At 36.5% G+C, this 17,986-nt stretch carries 16 protein-coding genes; 2 read left to right on the top strand and 14 right to left on the bottom strand.

The genetic code is table 11. The features are described from left to right. From CIL05_RS17900 to CIL05_RS17890, 3 genes are all read right to left on the bottom strand, one after another. Nucleotides 1–2,520 (bottom strand): FtsX-like permease family protein, encoded by a 2,520-nt coding sequence (locus CIL05_RS17900; RefSeq protein WP_095656904.1) that lies wholly within the window; start codon nt 2,518–2,520, stop codon nt 1–3. Nucleotides 2,521–2,735: 215 nt separating this feature from the next. Then, nucleotides 2,736–3,305 carry a DUF6434 domain-containing protein gene (locus CIL05_RS17895; protein ID WP_095656903.1) on the bottom strand — a complete coding sequence of 190 codons (570 nt, stop codon included), beginning with the start codon at nt 3,303–3,305 and terminating at the stop codon, nt 2,736–2,738. Between the two features lie 20 nt (nt 3,306–3,325). Then, entirely contained in the window at nt 3,326–4,273 is a 948-nt protein-coding gene (locus CIL05_RS17890) for an aminoglycoside phosphotransferase family protein (RefSeq protein ID WP_095656902.1), read from the bottom strand. Between the two features lie 274 nt (nt 4,274–4,547). Here CIL05_RS17890 and CIL05_RS17885 point away from each other — a divergent pair, with 274 nt between their 5' ends. Beyond that, entirely contained in the window at nt 4,548–5,369 is an 822-nt protein-coding gene (locus CIL05_RS17885) for an alpha/beta fold hydrolase (protein ID WP_095656901.1), read from the top strand. A gap of 162 nt (nt 5,370–5,531) precedes the next feature. On the opposite strand, the gene CIL05_RS17880 is transcribed toward CIL05_RS17885, so the two are convergent. The 10 genes from CIL05_RS17880 to CIL05_RS22960 all read right to left on the bottom strand — a co-directional run bounded on the left by CIL05_RS17880 (nt 5,532) and on the right by CIL05_RS22960 (nt 14,878). Further along, nucleotides 5,532–6,263: a class I SAM-dependent methyltransferase gene (locus CIL05_RS17880; RefSeq protein ID WP_095656900.1), complete on the bottom strand. Its 732-nt coding sequence runs from the start codon at nt 6,261–6,263 to the stop codon at nt 5,532–5,534. A gap of 27 nt (nt 6,264–6,290) precedes the next feature. After that, nucleotides 6,291–6,659 (bottom strand): DUF1801 domain-containing protein, encoded by a 369-nt coding sequence (locus tag CIL05_RS17875; RefSeq protein ID WP_095656899.1) that lies wholly within the window; start codon nt 6,657–6,659, stop codon nt 6,291–6,293. A gap of 55 nt (nt 6,660–6,714) precedes the next feature. Further along, the gene (locus CIL05_RS17870; protein ID WP_095656898.1) at nt 6,715–7,314 is read right to left on the bottom strand and encodes a TetR/AcrR family transcriptional regulator; all 600 of its coding nucleotides are present in this window, start codon (nt 7,312–7,314) and stop codon (nt 6,715–6,717) included. A 47-nt stretch (nt 7,315–7,361) separates the two neighbouring features. Beyond that, entirely contained in the window at nt 7,362–7,973 is a 612-nt protein-coding gene (locus CIL05_RS17865; protein WP_095656897.1) for a GNAT family N-acetyltransferase, read from the bottom strand. Nucleotides 7,974–8,194: 221 nt separating this feature from the next. Beyond that, complete coding sequence (locus CIL05_RS17860; RefSeq protein ID WP_095656896.1) at nt 8,195–10,159, bottom strand: FtsX-like permease family protein; 1,965 nt, start codon at nt 10,157–10,159, stop codon at nt 8,195–8,197. Next, on the bottom strand, nt 10,149–10,913 hold the full coding sequence (locus tag CIL05_RS17855) for an ABC transporter ATP-binding protein (protein ID WP_095656895.1): 765 nt from the start codon (nt 10,911–10,913) through the stop codon (nt 10,149–10,151). Before CIL05_RS17855 ends, CIL05_RS17860 begins: the two co-directional genes overlap by 11 nt. A 111-nt stretch (nt 10,914–11,024) precedes the next feature. Further along, nucleotides 11,025–12,053 (bottom strand): sensor histidine kinase, encoded by a 1,029-nt coding sequence (locus CIL05_RS17850; protein WP_095656894.1) that lies wholly within the window; start codon nt 12,051–12,053, stop codon nt 11,025–11,027. Then, nucleotides 12,046–12,753 (bottom strand): response regulator transcription factor, encoded by a 708-nt coding sequence (locus tag CIL05_RS17845; protein WP_095656893.1) that lies wholly within the window; start codon nt 12,751–12,753, stop codon nt 12,046–12,048. The genes CIL05_RS17850 and CIL05_RS17845 overlap by 8 nt, the downstream gene beginning before the upstream one ends. Before the next feature lie 183 nt (nt 12,754–12,936). After that, nucleotides 12,937–14,391 (bottom strand): Msr family ABC-F type ribosomal protection protein, encoded by a 1,455-nt coding sequence (locus tag CIL05_RS17840; RefSeq protein ID WP_095656892.1) that lies wholly within the window; start codon nt 14,389–14,391, stop codon nt 12,937–12,939. 442 nt (nt 14,392–14,833) lie between these two features. Then, nucleotides 14,834–14,878, bottom strand: coding sequence for an erythromycin resistance leader peptide (locus CIL05_RS22960; protein ID WP_107505459.1), 45 nt, complete (start codon nt 14,876–14,878; stop codon nt 14,834–14,836). 190 nt (nt 14,879–15,068) lie between these two features. On the opposite strand from CIL05_RS22960, the gene CIL05_RS17835 reads away from it, so the two are divergent. Next, nucleotides 15,069–15,623 carry a DUF488 domain-containing protein gene (locus tag CIL05_RS17835; protein WP_095656891.1) on the top strand — a complete coding sequence of 185 codons (555 nt, stop codon included), beginning with the start codon at nt 15,069–15,071 and terminating at the stop codon, nt 15,621–15,623. 69 nt (nt 15,624–15,692) lie between these two features. Here the strand turns inward: CIL05_RS17835 and CIL05_RS17830 are convergent, their stop codons facing one another. After that, entirely contained in the window at nt 15,693–17,669 is a 1,977-nt protein-coding gene (locus tag CIL05_RS17830) for an acetate--CoA ligase (RefSeq protein ID WP_240510229.1), read from the bottom strand. Nucleotides 17,670–17,986 lie beyond the last annotated feature (317 nt).

The following is a 17,986-nucleotide window of genomic DNA, read 5'->3' as shown; positions in this document are numbered from 1 at the left end:
CTATTCATAACGTAATTCCTTCAACACGTTTAGCTTAAAAACTTTTCGAACAATTGATAATATCGATAAACTTAGTAAAAGAAATACGGCTGCACATAAAATACCATATAGTTCAAAACTAAAGCTATACTCAATCCGCAACCCTATCGCATATAATAATTTCGTCATCAGCACTTTTAGCGCAAGTCCGCCGATAAATCCAATAATAACTACAGTAAAAAAAGTCATAAGTGTCTCAATAAATATCATCATTATAATTTGCATTCTACTCATGCAAACGGAATAAAGTAAGGCATATTCCTTCTTCCTCTGGGTAAATGAAACGATTAAATTATTGGAGATACCTAATAATCCGATCAACAATCCCATAACAATAATAATCGTAATTCCATCTATCAATGTATCAACCGTTTCCTTTTGGGAAGCAATAACTTCATCAAAAGTCGTTACCGTAACAGAGGAATCAGCATATCTATCTGCAATAGCCTCTTTAACCACATCTGCTTCATATCCTTTGTTTGCTTTTACCGCCACCTGATTAAAAAGGCCAGAAAAGTGATCCTGGAAATAGTTTAAATTGAGTAATACTGTGTCCCTGTTTTGGGAAAAACCGGAGCTCTCCATCGTACCGGCAATCTCCACATCCAGAAACGCCTCTTTATTATTCAGCGACTGATAATTAGCATCCAGCGGCTGCAAGCGGATCGTTTCTCCCACTTCCAAATTGTATTTTTCCGCCTGATATTCATCAATAATGATGCCATTAGATAAATCACCCATTCGGGTCTCGGAATCATCCGGAAATGTAATGCCTTCGTAAAATTCATCAAAGTCCGTAAAATCTTCTACACCATGAATAGCAAACGTATTTCGGTCACCACCGATATCATATTCGGCAATACTTATGTACTGATTATGTGTCTTTGCTACCTCATCCATCTCCAGTATCTCTGTATAATTCGTCATGTCATCTTCTAAACCACTTATACTGACATCAAAGTCCTTTTTCATAGAATTTGCTAAATATTGATCAATCCCTGCACTTGTCATACCTACCATCATCAACAGTAAAAACACAACAATAATCATACTGGAATTATTCGCTACTATCTTATTATTAGCTACGTTTCTAATGCCAAGGGTGACATCTCCACGAACAAACTTATGTAGAAAATAATGAAAAAATTTGGAAATACCATATAAGAAACCAGGCATTAATAAAACAACTGCAATGAATAGAAATACTATTGAGCCAACAGCCATAAATAAATTGTCTAACTGATTAATATAATAAAGGGCAAATGCTCCGGCCAATAAAACTATTCCGATCAATAAAGAGATCCTGGATTGTTTTTGAGTAGTATGCTGTGTATTCAAAATCAAATCCTTTAACGGTTTGGAATTTGCTCTTCTAATGCGAAAGAAACTTATAAATGCCGGAAAAATCATTCCAAATAAAAATGCGATGATTAAGTAACTCAGTTGATATTCTACAGCTGTCTCAACACCATATTCTTTATATTCATTAAAGATGTCAGCAGCGAATGGAAGCAGGAAATACGCCAGCACAATTCCCAGAATGGAGCCAAACAATCCATATAGGAAAAACTCCAGTAACAATATGCAATTCATCATGCCTTTGTTTAATCCAACACTTCGAAAAGTACCCATAACGGGCAATCGTTCTGCTATAATCAGTTTCGTTAATGACGAGATGACATAAGCACTGATTAGAACAATAATGATAATAGCCAGCATCATTACTGTTTGAAATGTTTGTTCATCCCGCAAAACGGTGTCGGCAGAGCCTGTTTTCTGAATGGTAAATTCTGAATTTACTTCCTCCAATTCCTCTATTGCTGAATCCACCCTGTTTTCCGGAGCCTGTATCAATGTAGTGCTTACAAGCTGATTTGTTTTATTTAAACGATTCACCTGTTGTAATGAGGTAACGAATAAACGCTCCCCTGTTTCCGAATAAAACATGCCATTTGATTCATTTATTGCCCCGACTTTAAAGGAATTGGTCTCCTCCCCATGATCAATTATTAATTCATCACCTAAATTAAGACCATAATCGGAAGCTGTCTTATGACTAACCATCACCATATTTTCTCTTGGATCAAAGCCATCCAGTTGCCGGATAGGAGCAACCAACTCCATATCCTCGGCAAGCTCCATATCCATTCCACTAAGCGTGACATTAACATCTTCATCATTTAAAACCACTTTACCGTTTGCATGAAGCTGGTCAATACGTTGCTCGACGGAAACCGATTCCAGATTAATTTCCGTTCGCTTATAGAAAGGATCACCATCAGCTGCAGATTTTGTGATTACAATATTTGAATCCCCATATATGCCTTGTAACATCGAGGAATATGTATTATTAATAATAGTATTCAAGCTTAGCCCAATGAATAAAACCATGGTCGAAAATAAAATAGTCACGAATACTATTGATGTTCTCAGCTTTTTTTCAACTATATTTTTCAGCACGTGCCTCAAAATAATTTTCATCCATTATCCCTCATCAAATTAAAATAGAAAAGCAACTGACAATTACATTATAATTATGAATAATAATACAGAAGTTATCCCTATAATTCAATGTTTATTTAAAATTTTCAAAAAAATGATAAAAGGGACTGGTTAGTTAAATGTTTGTATAATATCCTGAACTCTATGATTTGCAAGTAGAAAGTCAAATCACGTTACAGTAGATACACTAAAGGCTATTTATCAGACTCATATTTATTGCTTCCAGGGAGTTTCTTAATGTTATTCCAGTCTTCAATCGCCGCTTCACGTCTTTTTCCTTTATTTTTCGGATCAGCAAAAAAGTCACGAATGAATTGATTGTATTCAAATTGAGGAGCAATTTCTTTCTTGTATGAAGGGTCTTTCTTTCGTTCTTCTTCCTCATACCAAGCATCTAAAACATCTCGATATGTTTTTCCAATGTTATTTTTAAAATAGTTTTGGATATAGGTGGAAAAATGAAAATTTGGAATAACTGTCTTGAAAAAGGCTCTTACATCCTGACTGCAACGATGGTTTTCCGTAATTACTGTATCAAGACTTAAATCTACTTTATGTTCTGCCTTCCTGTTTCTCCTTGATTTTCTTATAGGTTTTTTTATCTCCCCTGTCAGAAGAAATGTTTCAATTCTATCGGAAATCTCTATTTTCGAACCGGAAGCACTGATTCCATTTTCCCTGCAAAATGATTGTAATTCTTCTTTTAACCAATAGAAATTGTTAAAACTTTGTATACTAATATTTTTTGTTAGATTGGGCCTCAACAAATACACCTCCAATGTAATTAAACTTTACTCCAGGCCTCTGCAACTTGAAGCATTTGTAATCCAAACTTTTCCTGACCAATCTTTATTAAAAATAGTCCAGTAGAGATAGACTGAATAAATCCCCACTCCCATATCGCCTTTTTATCTACACCGGTTATTTCACTTAAAAACAAACACCGCTTATGACCACTTTCCAGGGGACTTGCTGTTAAATCATCGAGCCATTCCCGCATCAATACACCAAGGTCATAAGCAGGTTCAGCAATCATGCCATCTGGGTCAATAAACTTATAAGATTCCTTAGGTGTCATGTCTTGCAGAATGTTTCCACTGTGAGCATCACCATGAACCAACACAGTGGTTTCTAAGCTGGTATTTGCTAAGCGAGATTTCAGGAAAACCAAAGCCTTATCTATTAGCTTTCTTGAACATGGACTTTCAAGCTCTATCCATAGTCTGGGAATAAAATTTGAAAACCAGTTTATGATTGTGCTGGCCGATTGTAATTTATGATCATACGGTAAAGGCTTGTCCCATGATTTCTTCAATGTTCTACAGATGATCTCAATTTGAGTATCTATAGGATAATCCATATCCCTTAAAGGTGGACCTAATCTCTCCAACAAAGTAGCCCGATGTTCCATGTCGTAATTCAACAATCGAACATAGCCATCTCCATCTGCAATTGTTAAAGCTTCTACTTCCAATTCAAGCACAGTATTTCCCTCAACTGGAGGCATCATCAATTTTAAGATGGCATCAACCCCATCCTCAGTAGTAACTTCAGCTACAAAAGCCTCTGTTCCACCATTTAAATTTTTGCCCATATGTATTTTCCATTTTCGCTCAAAAATCTGAATAATTTCATCTAAAAGCCTTAGCCATTGTTCACCCTCACTACCCAAATTCATTGCTTTCTGCCGAACAGTTAATGGTACAACAGGTCGATTCTCGATATTGCTCATCTCCTCTCACTCTCTAAATGACTTATAAATATTTTGTGTATACGTTACAAGAATTCTATATCATTCCTAGCACATTCAACAAATAAATTTATCATTTCCTGTTCACTTCTCATTGCACTATTCCTCCATTCATTATATTTTTTGACTATATAATAATTTCTGATAATATTATTATAAGCGAAATATGAAATGATGGGAATCTTTTAAAAGGTTCTGTAACACATTTCCTCGAATATAAATTTACAAATATTATTTTCTTAGGGGAGCTGGGTATATGACAGTTATAGACGATAAATATATTGAAGTTGATTCCGGAATCGAACTATTTATTCAAGATGTTGGCAAAGGCGATCCAATCGTCTTTATACCAGGGTTTACTTTCACTACTGAGGTTTTTTCCAAACAAGTAGAGTATTTTTCTAAAATGAACCGGGTTATTGTCATCGACCCAAGGAGCCATGGAAGATCGATTGTTACAACGCAAGGAAATGATTATGTGACACATGGTGAGGATTTGGCAAGTGTAATACAACAATTAAAATTAAAAAACGTGACATTGGTTGGATGGTCTTTTGGCTGCTTTACCGTTTGGGAGTATCTCAAGCAAAACGGAGTCGACAATGTTAAATCATTAGTTTTGGTTGATATGCCGCCAAAGTCATTATCTGTCAATGATACGGATTGGGTCGAAGGGTCACTTGATGATATTGCAGCAATTTACAATACATCTTTGCGAAATCCGAAGGGGCAAAGGGCATTTATTATCGATTATATTACACAAGTGATGGTTCAGCGTGAATTGCAGACGGAAGAGCTTACTTGGCTTGTTGAACAATCCTTAAAAACGCCATATTACATTGCCGCTAATCTTTTCGCATCAGGTATGTTTTCCGATTATCGTGAAATAGCAAAGACAGCAAGCAAGTCGATTCCTACATTAACTGTTGTTGCTGAACATTGGGCAGAAACCGCAAATCCCTATATAAAAAGAACTTATCCCGAATCAGAAATTACAGTACTTGGCGGACATATGATGTTTTGGGAGTATGATGACAAATTTAACACGATGGTTGATCGTTTTTTGCAAGAGCAGTAGTTATTTAATTGTTTGATGATTTGCTTACCACTAATCGGCAGTGACAGATAATCAGAAAGGACCAGATGTTCACCTTCTTACATCTGGTCCTTTTCTTATGCCTATCAATGAAAGAGTAATCCAGGGATTTCTTAATGATATACCCCTTTTTTCTTTTGCAGTTTACTTTTCTGCCGAAATGATTAAGAACATTGGTCTTCGGTTTTCATCTTTCATTTCAGGAACATTCTTGGCCATTTCTTTATCTGGCATCGGTTCTTTAACTGCTTTTATGGTAAAACCAGCAAAAATCAAGTTATTGACATATGTTGAGAACGTGCGGTGATATTTGATGACATTCTCAGTCAGGAAAGTTGTATCACGTACACCTTCTGATTCATAATTGTCCACTGGCCAATGGAGACGATTCCCTTGTTCATCATAATACCAATCTTGTTCGTTCCGGGAGGTGAAAATAGGATGTTCAACTGAAAAAATAAAAGAACCTCCTGGCTTCAGATATTTATAGACCTTTTCGCAAATTGCTTCAAACGACTTAATATAATGAAAAGCCAATGAACTGATGACAACATCAAATTGCGAGTCCTGAAAATTGATATCTTCAATTGGCAGTTTCATATATGAAATAGATGAATCATTTGTCATTCCACGAGCTTTTTCAAGCATTTTGTCGGATATATCTACGCCAATCACAGTATTTGCATGCTCCTGGCGAGCGTATCGGCAATGCCAACCGAAACCGCAACCCAAATCAAGCACATTTTTATTTCGCAGTTCTGGTAGGATCTCTTTTAATACTGGCCATTCTCCAGCACCCTTTAGTCCTTTGATTGATCGTGGCATTTTTTCATACGCAGAAAAGAAACTTACATTATCATATTTGTTTTGCTTCATGATATTTAGATTCCCCTATAAGCAATATTAGTTCTCATTCAATGCCATTGCTGCTTGAATAAGAGAAGTAAAAACTTCTGGTTTAATATCTTCCATCTTTTTAATCCTAATATGTCTCATTGTCTTTCCGGTACCTTGTAATAAATTCTCTACATCTTTTTCCTGGAGTTCATTACCTTTTTGAAAACCAAGATTAACATGTTTTTTAGAAGCTTGAAGATAACAAACTAATCCTTTGCACGAATAGTTAGGCATCGACCATTTAAACTCCTCTATTAGTTCTGGAGAAGAGCTAAAAATAAGCTCCCTTAAAGACCCTGTAATCTCCCCGATGTCAGCTGGCAAATTCAAAATATACTGATCAACTTCTTTAATTTTTCTTTTATGATTATCCATAAAATCTCTCCTTTAATAAATTAGTCTAGTTATTATAATTATACCCTTTTTTAATTCAATCCTTAAATAGAAATGCCATTACTATTTCGGGATTTGGCGTAACATATCGTTCACTCTTCATAAGTTTTATCATTGTCATTCCCTGTATAGAAGCAAAATAAAAAAACGCCATCTCTGAAGCATTTCCCTGTTTAAACTGACCTAGATTCTGACCCTTTTCGATTAATCGAGCAGTTTGATTTAACAATAACTCACTCTGTTTGTTAAGATGATTAATTTGAGGTGAAGGATTTTCCACGCCTAGGGATTGGTTCATAAGCATGTGAAACTGGGCATATTCATCATCTTTATCAAGATCATTTAATATTTCCAGCGTAAATGCCTGAATTAATTCAGCTGGGGATTCATCGCTTTGAAACCTTTTCACTACCCTTTCTAATCCTTCCGCAGCATAGGCAACCAACTCATTAAATAATTCTTCTTTCTTTTTGTAATGGCGGTACATTAGCCCGATGCTGATTCCTGCACCCTCCGCAATATCTTTCACGCTTGCAGCTGCAAATCCCTTTTTTGCGAATAGCTTTATGGCAGCCGAATGAATTTTATTTCTTGTTGCAGTTCTCATTGCTTCAAATTGTTCTTCCGTTCTAGGCAAAAATTCTCCCTCACTTTCGTCCTTTTTTCATGCAGCAGAAAGTACCCTTATTTTTTCACGTATCTCAAAGACAAAAGGTTATTGATTCCATTTTTCTTTGCCAGCTTTTCCGGAAAAGCCTTTCTTTTATATTCCACAAATCCCATTTTTTTATATAATTTCATTGCTGGAATATTCGTATCCGCTACCTCTTCAATCACATAATCTTTGTATAGCGTATTTTCTAGGATATATTGGATGATTTGAGATGCTGCACCACGCCCCCGGAATTCGGAGGCTGTTCCGACAAATTCAATTGACCCTGTATTGGCAGGAAAATTTTCATAAGGAGCTTCAAATTCTTTCTTTAAAAAGATACTAGCCATGTTTCCCTTGAAGAATCCTAATTGCTTTCTTAGCTCTTTTTTATTTAATTTTACCGATAATGTTTTCCCGTCAGTGCACGCTGTCATTCCAGCAATTTTATCATTAGCTATAGCTACATAAAATTGATCTAAAACAAACATGTGAGCAAACGCCTTTGCAATTACGTTTTTATCTTTGGAAAAATAGCCCAGCCATTGTGTGAAGCCTTCCGCAAATATTTCAGCCATCTGCTTCCTTACATCTAAATCCGTTTTATCGGCTCTGATAATTGTAAATTCAACCTCTGATTTCATGTATGATTCTCCTCAGTTTTAATGAATGAATATATTTTCATTATAAAAGCATGAAGGCTTTATTGTCAATTCACCTAGACAAACTAATGAAATAACATGTATCATCCTTAATTTTATCCATATGTATCTTCAAAGGTTCTTCTTAGAATGGTAAAAAGGAGAAATCCTAATCTAAAAAAAAGAAAAAGGACCAAATCATTATTAGATTCAGTCCATAAAAATTATACTCCAGTCAAATACGAAAACATTTTCTTCCTTGCATAGAGGTAAAACCCTACCTGTATACAGTGGTAGATTCCTGCAACAATAAAGAAATGCAAAATTATTTCGGGATTTTTCATAACTCCACCGATATCCGTTGCCATTGCAATAATATAAAGGAGTGCTATGGCAGTTCCGAGAATGGTTGGCATAAAAAATAGCGTTGTAATCTCCCTGGAGATCATTTTCTTAACTTCTTTTGTGGTAATCCCTATATTATTCAGTTTCTTAATCCTGTCTTTTTCCTTATCTATATCGGAAAACAGATTAATATACAACAGAAAAAATGAACCGAGAAAGAAGATGATACTTAAAAATGTGGTAACAAAAAATGATATACCATTTGAACTTTTATTGCGATCATAACTCTGAACTTTAGAAGCAACTTGAAATAATTGTTCTTCGGAGTAATGCTCTGTCCGTATATCAGCATTTGGCGGTGTCTTTTCATTATAGTTTTTAAAACTCCCGGTTAGTTCCTCAACAGTATTCGATGACTGTTTCCAATTAGCCACATTGATCAAATGAAGATTTGATTCAAAACCATCTATTTTATTATTCAGTTGCTCGAATTCAGAATTGCTTACAATAATAAAGTCATAGAGATCTGGTAAATTGTTGATATTTCTTTCAGCAATTGTTTCCTTTAGTGTATAAGTTTCCTCCCCTTTTATATTTGGAAAGGAAAAGGAAATACCTTGGTCACCCTCGTCCCCTTCGTTCTCCAGTTCATCATTTATATAATATAAAAACTCTTTATCCTCCAATTCCATTTGACTGGAAGTTAACTGATTAAAATGGTCTACTGACATAAAATTATAGACGTTAATCCAATCCTGATATGGATGTTTTTCGTAGTAAGAGTATATCGGTATCAATAGACGCTCATTTATGGGATTTTCTTTTTGGTCAACGATCGAGTAAAGCTCTTCAGAATTCAGGTTATTTTTGTTTTCTGTTTGGATATACGCCATATCATAAGGGTTACTATCAATTGCTTCCTTTTCAGTTAACATATAGGTGAATAATGTAATCGTACTATACAAAATAGTCACCATGATCATGGCTGTTACAAGCATAAGGATGGATGTCAGTTGTTTAAATTTGTAATCTAAATTCGCCAGAAATAATAATCGGCGATAGTAAAAGGGTTTGTTTTTTTTCGCAAACGCTATAAAAAAACTAGTGAACTGATGGAGGCTGATGTATAATCCCATAAATGTTGCCATTGCCCATAGAAGCAGGTAGTCACCACTGATAGCAGGGTCAGAATAAGTATAATAAAGTCCCACAATAGATCCAATTAGTATAGCCAGCCCCAAGCCACCAATTAGTGGACTTTTCAACTTGATAGACTCTGTAACCTTGTCACTCTTTAAGCTATGAATAACATTTTGCCTAAGTGTCAGGAATAGTGATTGTCCAACTGCTATGGTAAATACGATTAGAAAAATAATAATCGAGTACATGAACATTTCACTATTTAAATGAAATGGAACTGCCTGTAATCCGACGCTGTTCATTAAAAGTAAAAAGAATAACCTGGAAAATATTGTTCCTGCAAGAATACCTGAAATAATCGAGAAAAAAGCAATAACTCCATTTTCCAACAGTAACAATTTACTTATATCACGGCCTGACATTCCTATCGTCATGAAAAGTCCAAACTCATTTCTCCTTCTTTTCATAAAAACACTATGCGCATAACCTATAAAAAACACCGTAAAAACAACAAGGGCAACACCAGGTACTGTTAACAAATATTTAATCGACTCTGATTCTTTAACCTGAACGATCTGGTCGTTAAAATATACAGTCATAAACATAAAGAAAAACATAACTGCCAAACTATTACATAAAAAGTAAAAAATGTACTTCTTATAATGAACCTTTGCCATTTTCCACACGATTTGCTTAAAGGTCATGAGGTCTTCCTCCTAAGACAGCAAGGTTATCCATAATTTGATTTAAAAATTCTTTCCTGCTTCCTTTTTTCACAATGTAGGAATCAATAAGACCGTCTTTTATAAAAACAACTTTCTCACAATAACTGGCAGCAAAAACATCATGGGTCACGATTAGAACCGTTGTCGAAAGCTCATGTACTATTTTCTCAAAGCATTCCATAATGACTGTAGAAGATTTAGAATCCAAATTCCCTGTTGGTTCATCAGCAAAAATGATACTTGGCTCGTTCACTAATGCCCGACTGACTGCAGTACGCTGTTGCTGACCGCCAGATGTATGATATGGATATTTATTTAGAATTGATTCTATCCCGAATAGACTTGCAAGGTCCTGAACCTTATCTTCCATTTCAGCTGCTTTTTTCTTTTCCAATATCATTGGCAGCATCATATTTTCTTGTACGTTTAAGCTATTTAACAGGTTAAATTCCTGAAATACAAATCCCAGCTGTTTACGGCGAAACAAGGCTAACTTATTTCCTGTCATCTTACTTATCTTCTGCCCTTCGATTGTAACTTCACCTGAGGTTGGACTATCAATTCCACTCATTACGTTGAGTAGCGTTGTTTTGCCACTGCCAGACGGTCCCATAATTGCAACAAACTCTCCTTTATTCATTGAAAAGCTGACACCATCAAGCGCTGTTGTTGCCGCTTCCCCACTTGAGTCCCCATAAATTTTAACTATGTTTCTGGCATCTAAGACAGCCATACTTTCCCTCCTTTTCCACTGCTCAGTGTTGATCTATAATATCATTTTAATTTACAAACTGAATATCAACCATTGTTAACACTAAAAATACCTTACATTATTGTAAGGCATTTACTTGGCCAATGATTCTTTACCCGTCAACCAACTGACAGTTACAGTTGTACCTTCGTTTAAATTAGATTGTATGTTGATCGTCTGACCAAGTTTTTCTGCGATTTTTCTGCAAAGGTAGAGACCTATGCCGGTGGAGTTTGAAAAATTTCTACCGTTTTCACCAGTAAAGAATGGCTGAAATACGCTTTCAAGATCATGTGGAGGAATTCCTGCACCTTCATCAGTGATGGACAATGTCGTATACTTTTCTCCCTTATTAATACGAAAAACAAGCTTTTTGCTGCCATCTTTTAAGCTGGAGTATTTAATTGCATTGGCAATAATTTGGTCTAATAAAACTTCATTCCACTTGGAATCAGTGACAACATAAGCATCATTACCTTCAAATTCGATGGCAGGAAATATAGATTGATAGATACATTCCCGCTTTCGTCCATTAATGACTTTTCTTAAAGAAGGCAGTAGATCAACTGACTTTACTTCCAAATCATTTTCAAAACCTTCCATTCTTATCATCGTTAAGGCTTGTTCTATTGAGCTGTGAAGTCGGTTGTTTTCGATTTGAATTTTTTCGAAAACCTCGGCAGTTTCCTTTGTCTTTTCTTCCTTACCAATAATTAGTTCAATTACAGAAACGGGTGTTTTAAGATAATGCATCCAATGAGATAAAAAGTAAAACCTTTCTTTATTCTGTTCTTGCATTTCATTATATTTACTGGAGTTTTCACGTGTTATATTAGTTAATAATTGCTGAAACGCCTTCTGTTCTTCTGTATGTGGCTCCAGTTCTGCAAATTGGTTCTTTAACTTTAGCAATATTGCCTGATTTACTTGATAATAGCGAAGCCAGTCAATCAATAGGTAAATTGTTAATAAAAACAGCCCGATTGATAGAGGGTAAATAAACTCCGTGTTTGCTGGTTCACTGAGATGGAAAAAAGTAATTATGCATGCCATATTTACTAAATAAAACACGATGAGTAACGCCCGGTCTTTGAGAAAGTTCCTTAAAATATGTTTAAGCATTGTTATCCCTCATCGATTTAGAATAGTGAAACATGTACCCCACCCCTCTTTTGCTTTTTATCGCATTATCAAATCCTAATTCGGAAAGTATATGCTTTATTCTACTAATATTTACGGTAAGTGTATTATCATCTACGAATGTAACAGAATCCCAGACTTCCTCGATTAGCACTTCCCTCGCTACAAAGGAATTGTAATGATCCATTAGTTTTTTCAGCAGCTTATATTCATTTTTGCTAAGCTCCACTTTTCTCTCGTGGATATTTAAGGTAAGCGTTTTGTCATCAATACATAGTGGGCCAACACAGGTTTTTATTGTTTTCTTTGTTGCGTATTCTCCATACACCCTTCTAATCGTTGCCCTGACTTTAGATTGCAGCATTTCAAACGTAAATGGCTTTGTAATATAGTCGTCTGCTCCAAATTCAATTGCCATAATCTGGTCAAGTTCTTGACTGCGAGCGGAAATAATGATGATGGGAACATTAGACTCCTTACGAAAACTCCTGCATAGAAAAAAACCATCGTGATACGGCAGGTTGATATCCAGTAACACCAGGTCAGGTTTTATTCTTGAAAACTCCTCTACTATATTGGAAAAATTATCAGGCTGATGCACTTCATATCCGTAGCGCTCTAAGTTCCCCCGGATAAGGTCATTTAACTGAGTATCGTCTTCTATGAGCATAAGCTTGTACATTGCTGATTCTCCTTTTTTGCGATGAGACAAAATTTGGGATTGATTTGCTATATTTTTAAATTAATATTTAGGAATGTTTTTCCTTCTATAATAACATGTTTGTTCAATAGCATCTGAATTTACTTAGTAAGAAAATAAGCCACTAGGATTACCCCAGTGGCTTATCATAGAATTAATTTGTGATCACACCGGATTCAATTTCCCCCCGGAAATATTATATTTTACGTCTGCCACATTATTAATGAATGCTTGATCATGTGTTACAAAAAGAATCGTTCCTTCATATGCAGCAATAAACTTTTCCAATGCTTCAATGGCTTGAATATCCAGGAAATTGGTCGGTTCGTCGAACATTAAAATGTTATATTCCCCTAAGAACAACCGGCAAAGCTCGAGGCGAATTGCTTCTCCGCCACTTAATGACTTTACACTTTTTTGTATATCTGTACCGACAAACTGCATCGAACCCAGTATGCTTCGTAAAAATCCTTCATCGTATTCAGAACGTTTTTTCACAAATTCAAGTACTGTTTCATCACGCGTAAATTGATAACTCATCTGTTGGAAGTAACCAATTCTTGCTTTTGGAGAAATCGTAAGTCCTGCTCCACTGTTCGCAATATGGTGAAGCAAAGTACTTTTACCACTTCCATTGCTTCCTGTTATTGCTATTTTTTTACCGAGTGGTAGCTGGAAACTCACTTCATCCAATAACACTTTGTCCATGACTTGAAGTGTTAGCCGGTCTGCCATGATTGGAAATTTGTTATGCAATTCCAAAGCTTTGGACTGTCGGAACTTGATTTGCCTTTCCTCTTGTACCGCTTCCACTTCCTCAAGATTTTCCATACGATGTTCAATTGCTTTTGCGGCACGCTGTACAGACTTTTGGCTCGTTCCTTTCGATTTTGTCATGAACGACTTGTTCGGTTTTGCATTTGCTTCTCTTTTGGACATGCTTCCCGCTTGAGCAACTTTTTCAGCTTTTTTCATTTTTTCCTGTGCTGCTTTTTCGAGCCGGCTTTTTTCTTTTAGGAATTGTTCATGGCCTTGCACCTGCTGCTCACGTTCCAATTGTTTTTGTTTCAAGAATTCACTGTAATTCCCTTTATAAACATGCACTTCGCCATCCCGTATTTCCCAAATTGTTGTTACAAGTTCATCTAAAACAGCACGGTCATGACTTATTAATACAAGCGCTCCATAATAATAACGCAATTCATCCATTAAAAAGGAAATTCCATTTTGATCCAGGTGTGTTGTTGGCTCATCTATGAGTAACGTCTCATAATAATGGGTAAATAATTGTGCAAGCTTTAATCTCGTTTGCTCTCCCCCACTTAATTCCTCTGAATCTTTTGGCACTGCTAACTTTCCAATTAAAGATGGGTCGGCTTCAGCAGCTACTGGTGCTTCAACCTGCTCAAAATAACCACAGTCCACATGCCGATTTACTTTTCCACTTGTTGGTTGAACAATCCCTGCCAGTAAATTTAATAACGTACTCTTTCCTGCACCATTCTTCCCAACAACACCAATGCGGTCAAATTGGTGTACTGCTAGCCTTTCAATCTTTAATATTTCTTTATCTAAATAAGTCACTTCGACATTTTCCAGTTCAAAATTTATTTGTTCCATATTTGCTACCTCCGAAATTTTATTATTTCGTATCGATAGCCTGGATCGATACGAGCTTTTATTTAAGTTCAAGCTCGTATCAAAAGAAAAGTAACATCATCACGTAAAATCCCTCCATTCATTTTTTAGAAAACAAAAAACCACAGACATCTGCCTGTGATTTTGAGTAAAGGGAATATCCCCATCTTTTAGATTAGGGTTAAGTTAGAATTGCTGTCTCCAAATAAAATAAGAGAACCTTGCATTCACCTTTCTTTGGGTGAATACCTTAGTTACACTTATGCAAATAGGTTTGCTTTCCTATTTGCCAAAAATAAAAAAAGGTAGAACAATCCACCTTTCTTCACATTACATAATTGTATTTGAAAAGAAGATTATTAAAAAAGGACAGACTAATCCCGTTTACTCTGTATACACAAACAGAGTCTTTGAACGTATTCAATTACTGGTTCAAAGCAGGGAAACGAAGTCTTATCGCGTGTGTCATTTTTTAATAATCCTCCTTATAATTTAAAAGTATAATGATTATTATAAAATTTATTTTAGTAAAAGTCAAATACGGAAATTGTTTAAGGATCTTAAAAATTCAAGCTATATTCATGAATTCTATCAACCTATAATCCGTTTCATTAAGTCACTAAAAAGGAATAGGACTACATAAACAAGAGGTGAAAGTAATGGAATTATATACGATTGGTCATTCAACACATTCGAAGGATATATTTTTAAAAATGCTTCAGGATGTTGGGGTAGAAGTTCTAGCAGATGTACGTGCATTTCCTGGAAGCCATAAATTCCCGCAGTTTTCTAAAGATCATATGCCTGATTGGTTAGAAAATGAGGGCATAAGTTATTTTCATATGTCAAAGCTTGGTGGCAGGCGAAATGATTCTGGTGATGTCTCCCCAAAATTAAATGGTGCCTGGAATAATCAATCCTTTCATAATTATGCTGATTATACGTTAAGCAATAATTTCAAAGAAGGTATTGATGAACTTAAGGAAATAGCCTTTGCCAAGCTCACTGTTTACTGTTGTTCAGAACAACACCCTGCGCGCTGCCATCGTTTACTGATTAGTAACTGGCTTAAAGCTAATGGAGTGAATGTAAAACATATCATTGATCGAAGTGACGGCAAAATCGAAGTAGTTGATCATGTGCTTGGCAAATGGGGTGCTATGCCAATTATTGAAGAAGACGGGACGGTAGTTTACCCTGTTAAAAATGAATAAGGAAGAAAGACAGAAAGTCTCTCTTCCTTTGATTCCCAAGTAATAAATGCTGTTTTCAACTCAATAAAATTATATTTTCGTCTTCATGTTACCCGAAACAACTTCTCTAATATGGTCAATAGCCGCAGGGTCTTCAAGTCCGGTCACATCACTTGCGACTTCTCCTTTTATTTGGACTTCTTTCAAAAGTCGTCGCATAATCTTCCCGCTGACGGTTTTTGGCATCGACTCAACAAAAAAGATACTTTGAGGGCGTGCTAATTGACCAATCCCTTTTACGATACTTTGCTCAATTTGCTTTTTCAGATCATTGTCTGCAGTGAATTCCTCAGCTATTGTTGCAAAAACGACAGGAACCTCTCCCTTGATTTTATCCGGGGCACCGATGACTGCAACTTCCGAGACCCCATCGCATTCCAGGACTGCATTCTCAATTTCCATTGTACTTAAACGATGACCCGAGACATTAAAGGCATCATCCGAACGTCCCACGACCCAGAAATATCCATCTTCATCCTCTAAAGCAATGTCACTCGCGTAATAATTCCCTTCCACCTGGCTGAAATACTTTTCGTAATAGCGCTCAGGTTCCTTCCAAAGTGTACGGCACAGCATTGGGAACGGCTTTTTGATAACTAAGTTCCCCAGTGTGCCTTTAGGAACAGGGTTTCCTTCATTATCTACAATGCCCATATCAGCACCCAAAAACTGGACACCGGCAGATCCCGGTTTCATAGGCGTTAGCCAAGCAGCTCCTGCTAATGGAGTTCCTGCTGTTTCCGTTTGCCCCCATGTATTATTGACACAAATTTCACCCTGACCAAGTACATCTTTCGTCCAATGCCACGTATCCGGATCAAACGGTTCCCCAACCAGCGAAACAACATCGAGACAAGATAGATCATATGGCTGAAGCGCTTTTTCTCCAAGACTTCGAAGCATGCGTAATGCAGTTGGAGCTGTAAATAACTTGTTCACCCGATATTTATCGATAATTTGATAAAAGCGATCCTGCTCCGGATAATTAGGAGCACCTTCGTAAACAACTGTTGTGACTCCGTTTGCCAACGAGCCAACGACTCCCCAGATATGCATCGTTAACCAACCAACGTCCGCTGTACACCAAAAAACGTCATCAGGGCGATGATCCATATGATATTTGGCATAAACATAGTTTTGAACAACGAATGCCATGCCAGCATGAACAACCCCTTTAGGTTTGCCCGTTGTCCCACTTGTATAAAAGACAATCCCTGGCTCATTTGCCTCAACATGTACAGGATCAAAATGAATAGCTGCCTTCTGTCGTTCTTCATGCCACCAGAAATCTCTTCCTTGTTCCATCGATGGTTTCGTACCCAAACGGTCCACGACAATCACCGCATCGACACTGGGAATTTCATCAATAACATGATCAACTTTTTCTTTAAGCGGAATTACTTTTCCACGCCGCAAACTTGCATCAGCAGTAACGACCATCTTTGGCTCATAACTGGCCAGACGATCTTTTAAAGATTGTTCGGAAAAACCGGAGAAGATCGTGCTATAAACAGCCCCCAATCGAAAACAAGCAAGGATTGCAATAAACGACTCCGCAAGATTAGGAAGATAAATGGCAACAGGATCACCCTTCTTCACTCCCATAGACTGAAGAATATTGGCGAACCGATTCACTTCTTCCAGTAGCATCCGGTAAGTATAAAAACTCGATTTCCCATCTTCCCCTTCCCAAATAAGCGCAGTTCTATTGCCCGCTCCATTTTCGATATGCCGATCTAATAGATTGTAGCAAGGATTGCTGATGCCTCCTTGGAAAAATTCAAAATCTGACAAGCTACCACTAATAGTTTTTTCCCACGGTTTAAACCAATGCAGTTCCTTGGCAACATTATTCCAAAACGTCTCAGGATCTTCCTGCGATTGCTGTAGTAAGGTTTGAAAAGCCTCACTGCTCCCTATTTCGGTTGATTCCTGCCTCGCCTTATCTGGGTAGACAATCTTACTATCCTTGATGATATCTTGAATTCCTCCTAAATCTGTACTCAATCGAATCTCCTCCTCATATGTAATGTTTCCCATGTTCAGAATCTACTTTGACTATGTAGAAACCCCTTTGAAACCGCTATCATTTTGTAATATGCAATTAACCGAAAATATTGATTCTTGGGATTTATTATATAAACAATATATATTTTACTGAGAGGATTGTCAATGAGACACAATCACAGGGGCATTGATCAAACGTTTGATTGATATTTGAAAACCACCGAATCCTTAGATGTTTCCGCTCTTTCTTCCCGTCCTCTTTTCTCCCCTTTGAAACCTACTATCTTTTTACATTCCTCTTTCAATTCAACTTTAAA

The organism is Virgibacillus profundi (genome assembly GCF_002287375.1).
In the GTDB taxonomy this organism is placed as follows: domain Bacteria; phylum Bacillota; class Bacilli; order Bacillales; family Amphibacillaceae; genus Virgibacillus_K; species Virgibacillus_K profundi.
The sequence above is the reverse complement of the archived record's forward strand: the minus strand, read 5'-3'. Positions and strand labels throughout refer to the sequence as shown.

Coding starts and splice junctions, on each gene's coding strand:
- CIL05_RS17900 (WP_095656904.1), bottom strand. CDS start 2,520: ATGAAAATTATTTTGAGGCACGTGCTGAAAAATATAGTTGAAAAAAAG.
- CIL05_RS17890 (WP_095656902.1), bottom strand. CDS start 4,273: ATGAGCAATATCGAGAATCGACCTGTTGTACCATTAACTGTTCGGCAG.
- CIL05_RS17885 (WP_095656901.1), top strand. CDS start 4,548: ATGACAGTTATAGACGATAAATATATTGAAGTTGATTCCGGAATCGAA.
- CIL05_RS17880 (WP_095656900.1), bottom strand. CDS start 6,263: ATGAAGCAAAACAAATATGATAATGTAAGTTTCTTTTCTGCGTATGAA.
- CIL05_RS17875 (WP_095656899.1), bottom strand. CDS start 6,659: ATGGATAATCATAAAAGAAAAATTAAAGAAGTTGATCAGTATATTTTG.
- CIL05_RS17865 (WP_095656897.1), bottom strand. CDS start 7,973: ATGAAATCAGAGGTTGAATTTACAATTATCAGAGCCGATAAAACGGAT.
- CIL05_RS17860 (WP_095656896.1), bottom strand. CDS start 10,159: ATGACCTTTAAGCAAATCGTGTGGAAAATGGCAAAGGTTCATTATAAG.
- CIL05_RS17855 (WP_095656895.1), bottom strand. CDS start 10,913: ATGGCTGTCTTAGATGCCAGAAACATAGTTAAAATTTATGGGGACTCA.
- CIL05_RS17850 (WP_095656894.1), bottom strand. CDS start 12,053: ATGCTTAAACATATTTTAAGGAACTTTCTCAAAGACCGGGCGTTACTC.
- CIL05_RS17845 (WP_095656893.1), bottom strand. CDS start 12,753: ATGTACAAGCTTATGCTCATAGAAGACGATACTCAGTTAAATGACCTT.
- CIL05_RS17840 (WP_095656892.1), bottom strand. CDS start 14,391: ATGGAACAAATAAATTTTGAACTGGAAAATGTCGAAGTGACTTATTTA.
- CIL05_RS17835 (WP_095656891.1), top strand. CDS start 15,069: ATGGAATTATATACGATTGGTCATTCAACACATTCGAAGGATATATTT.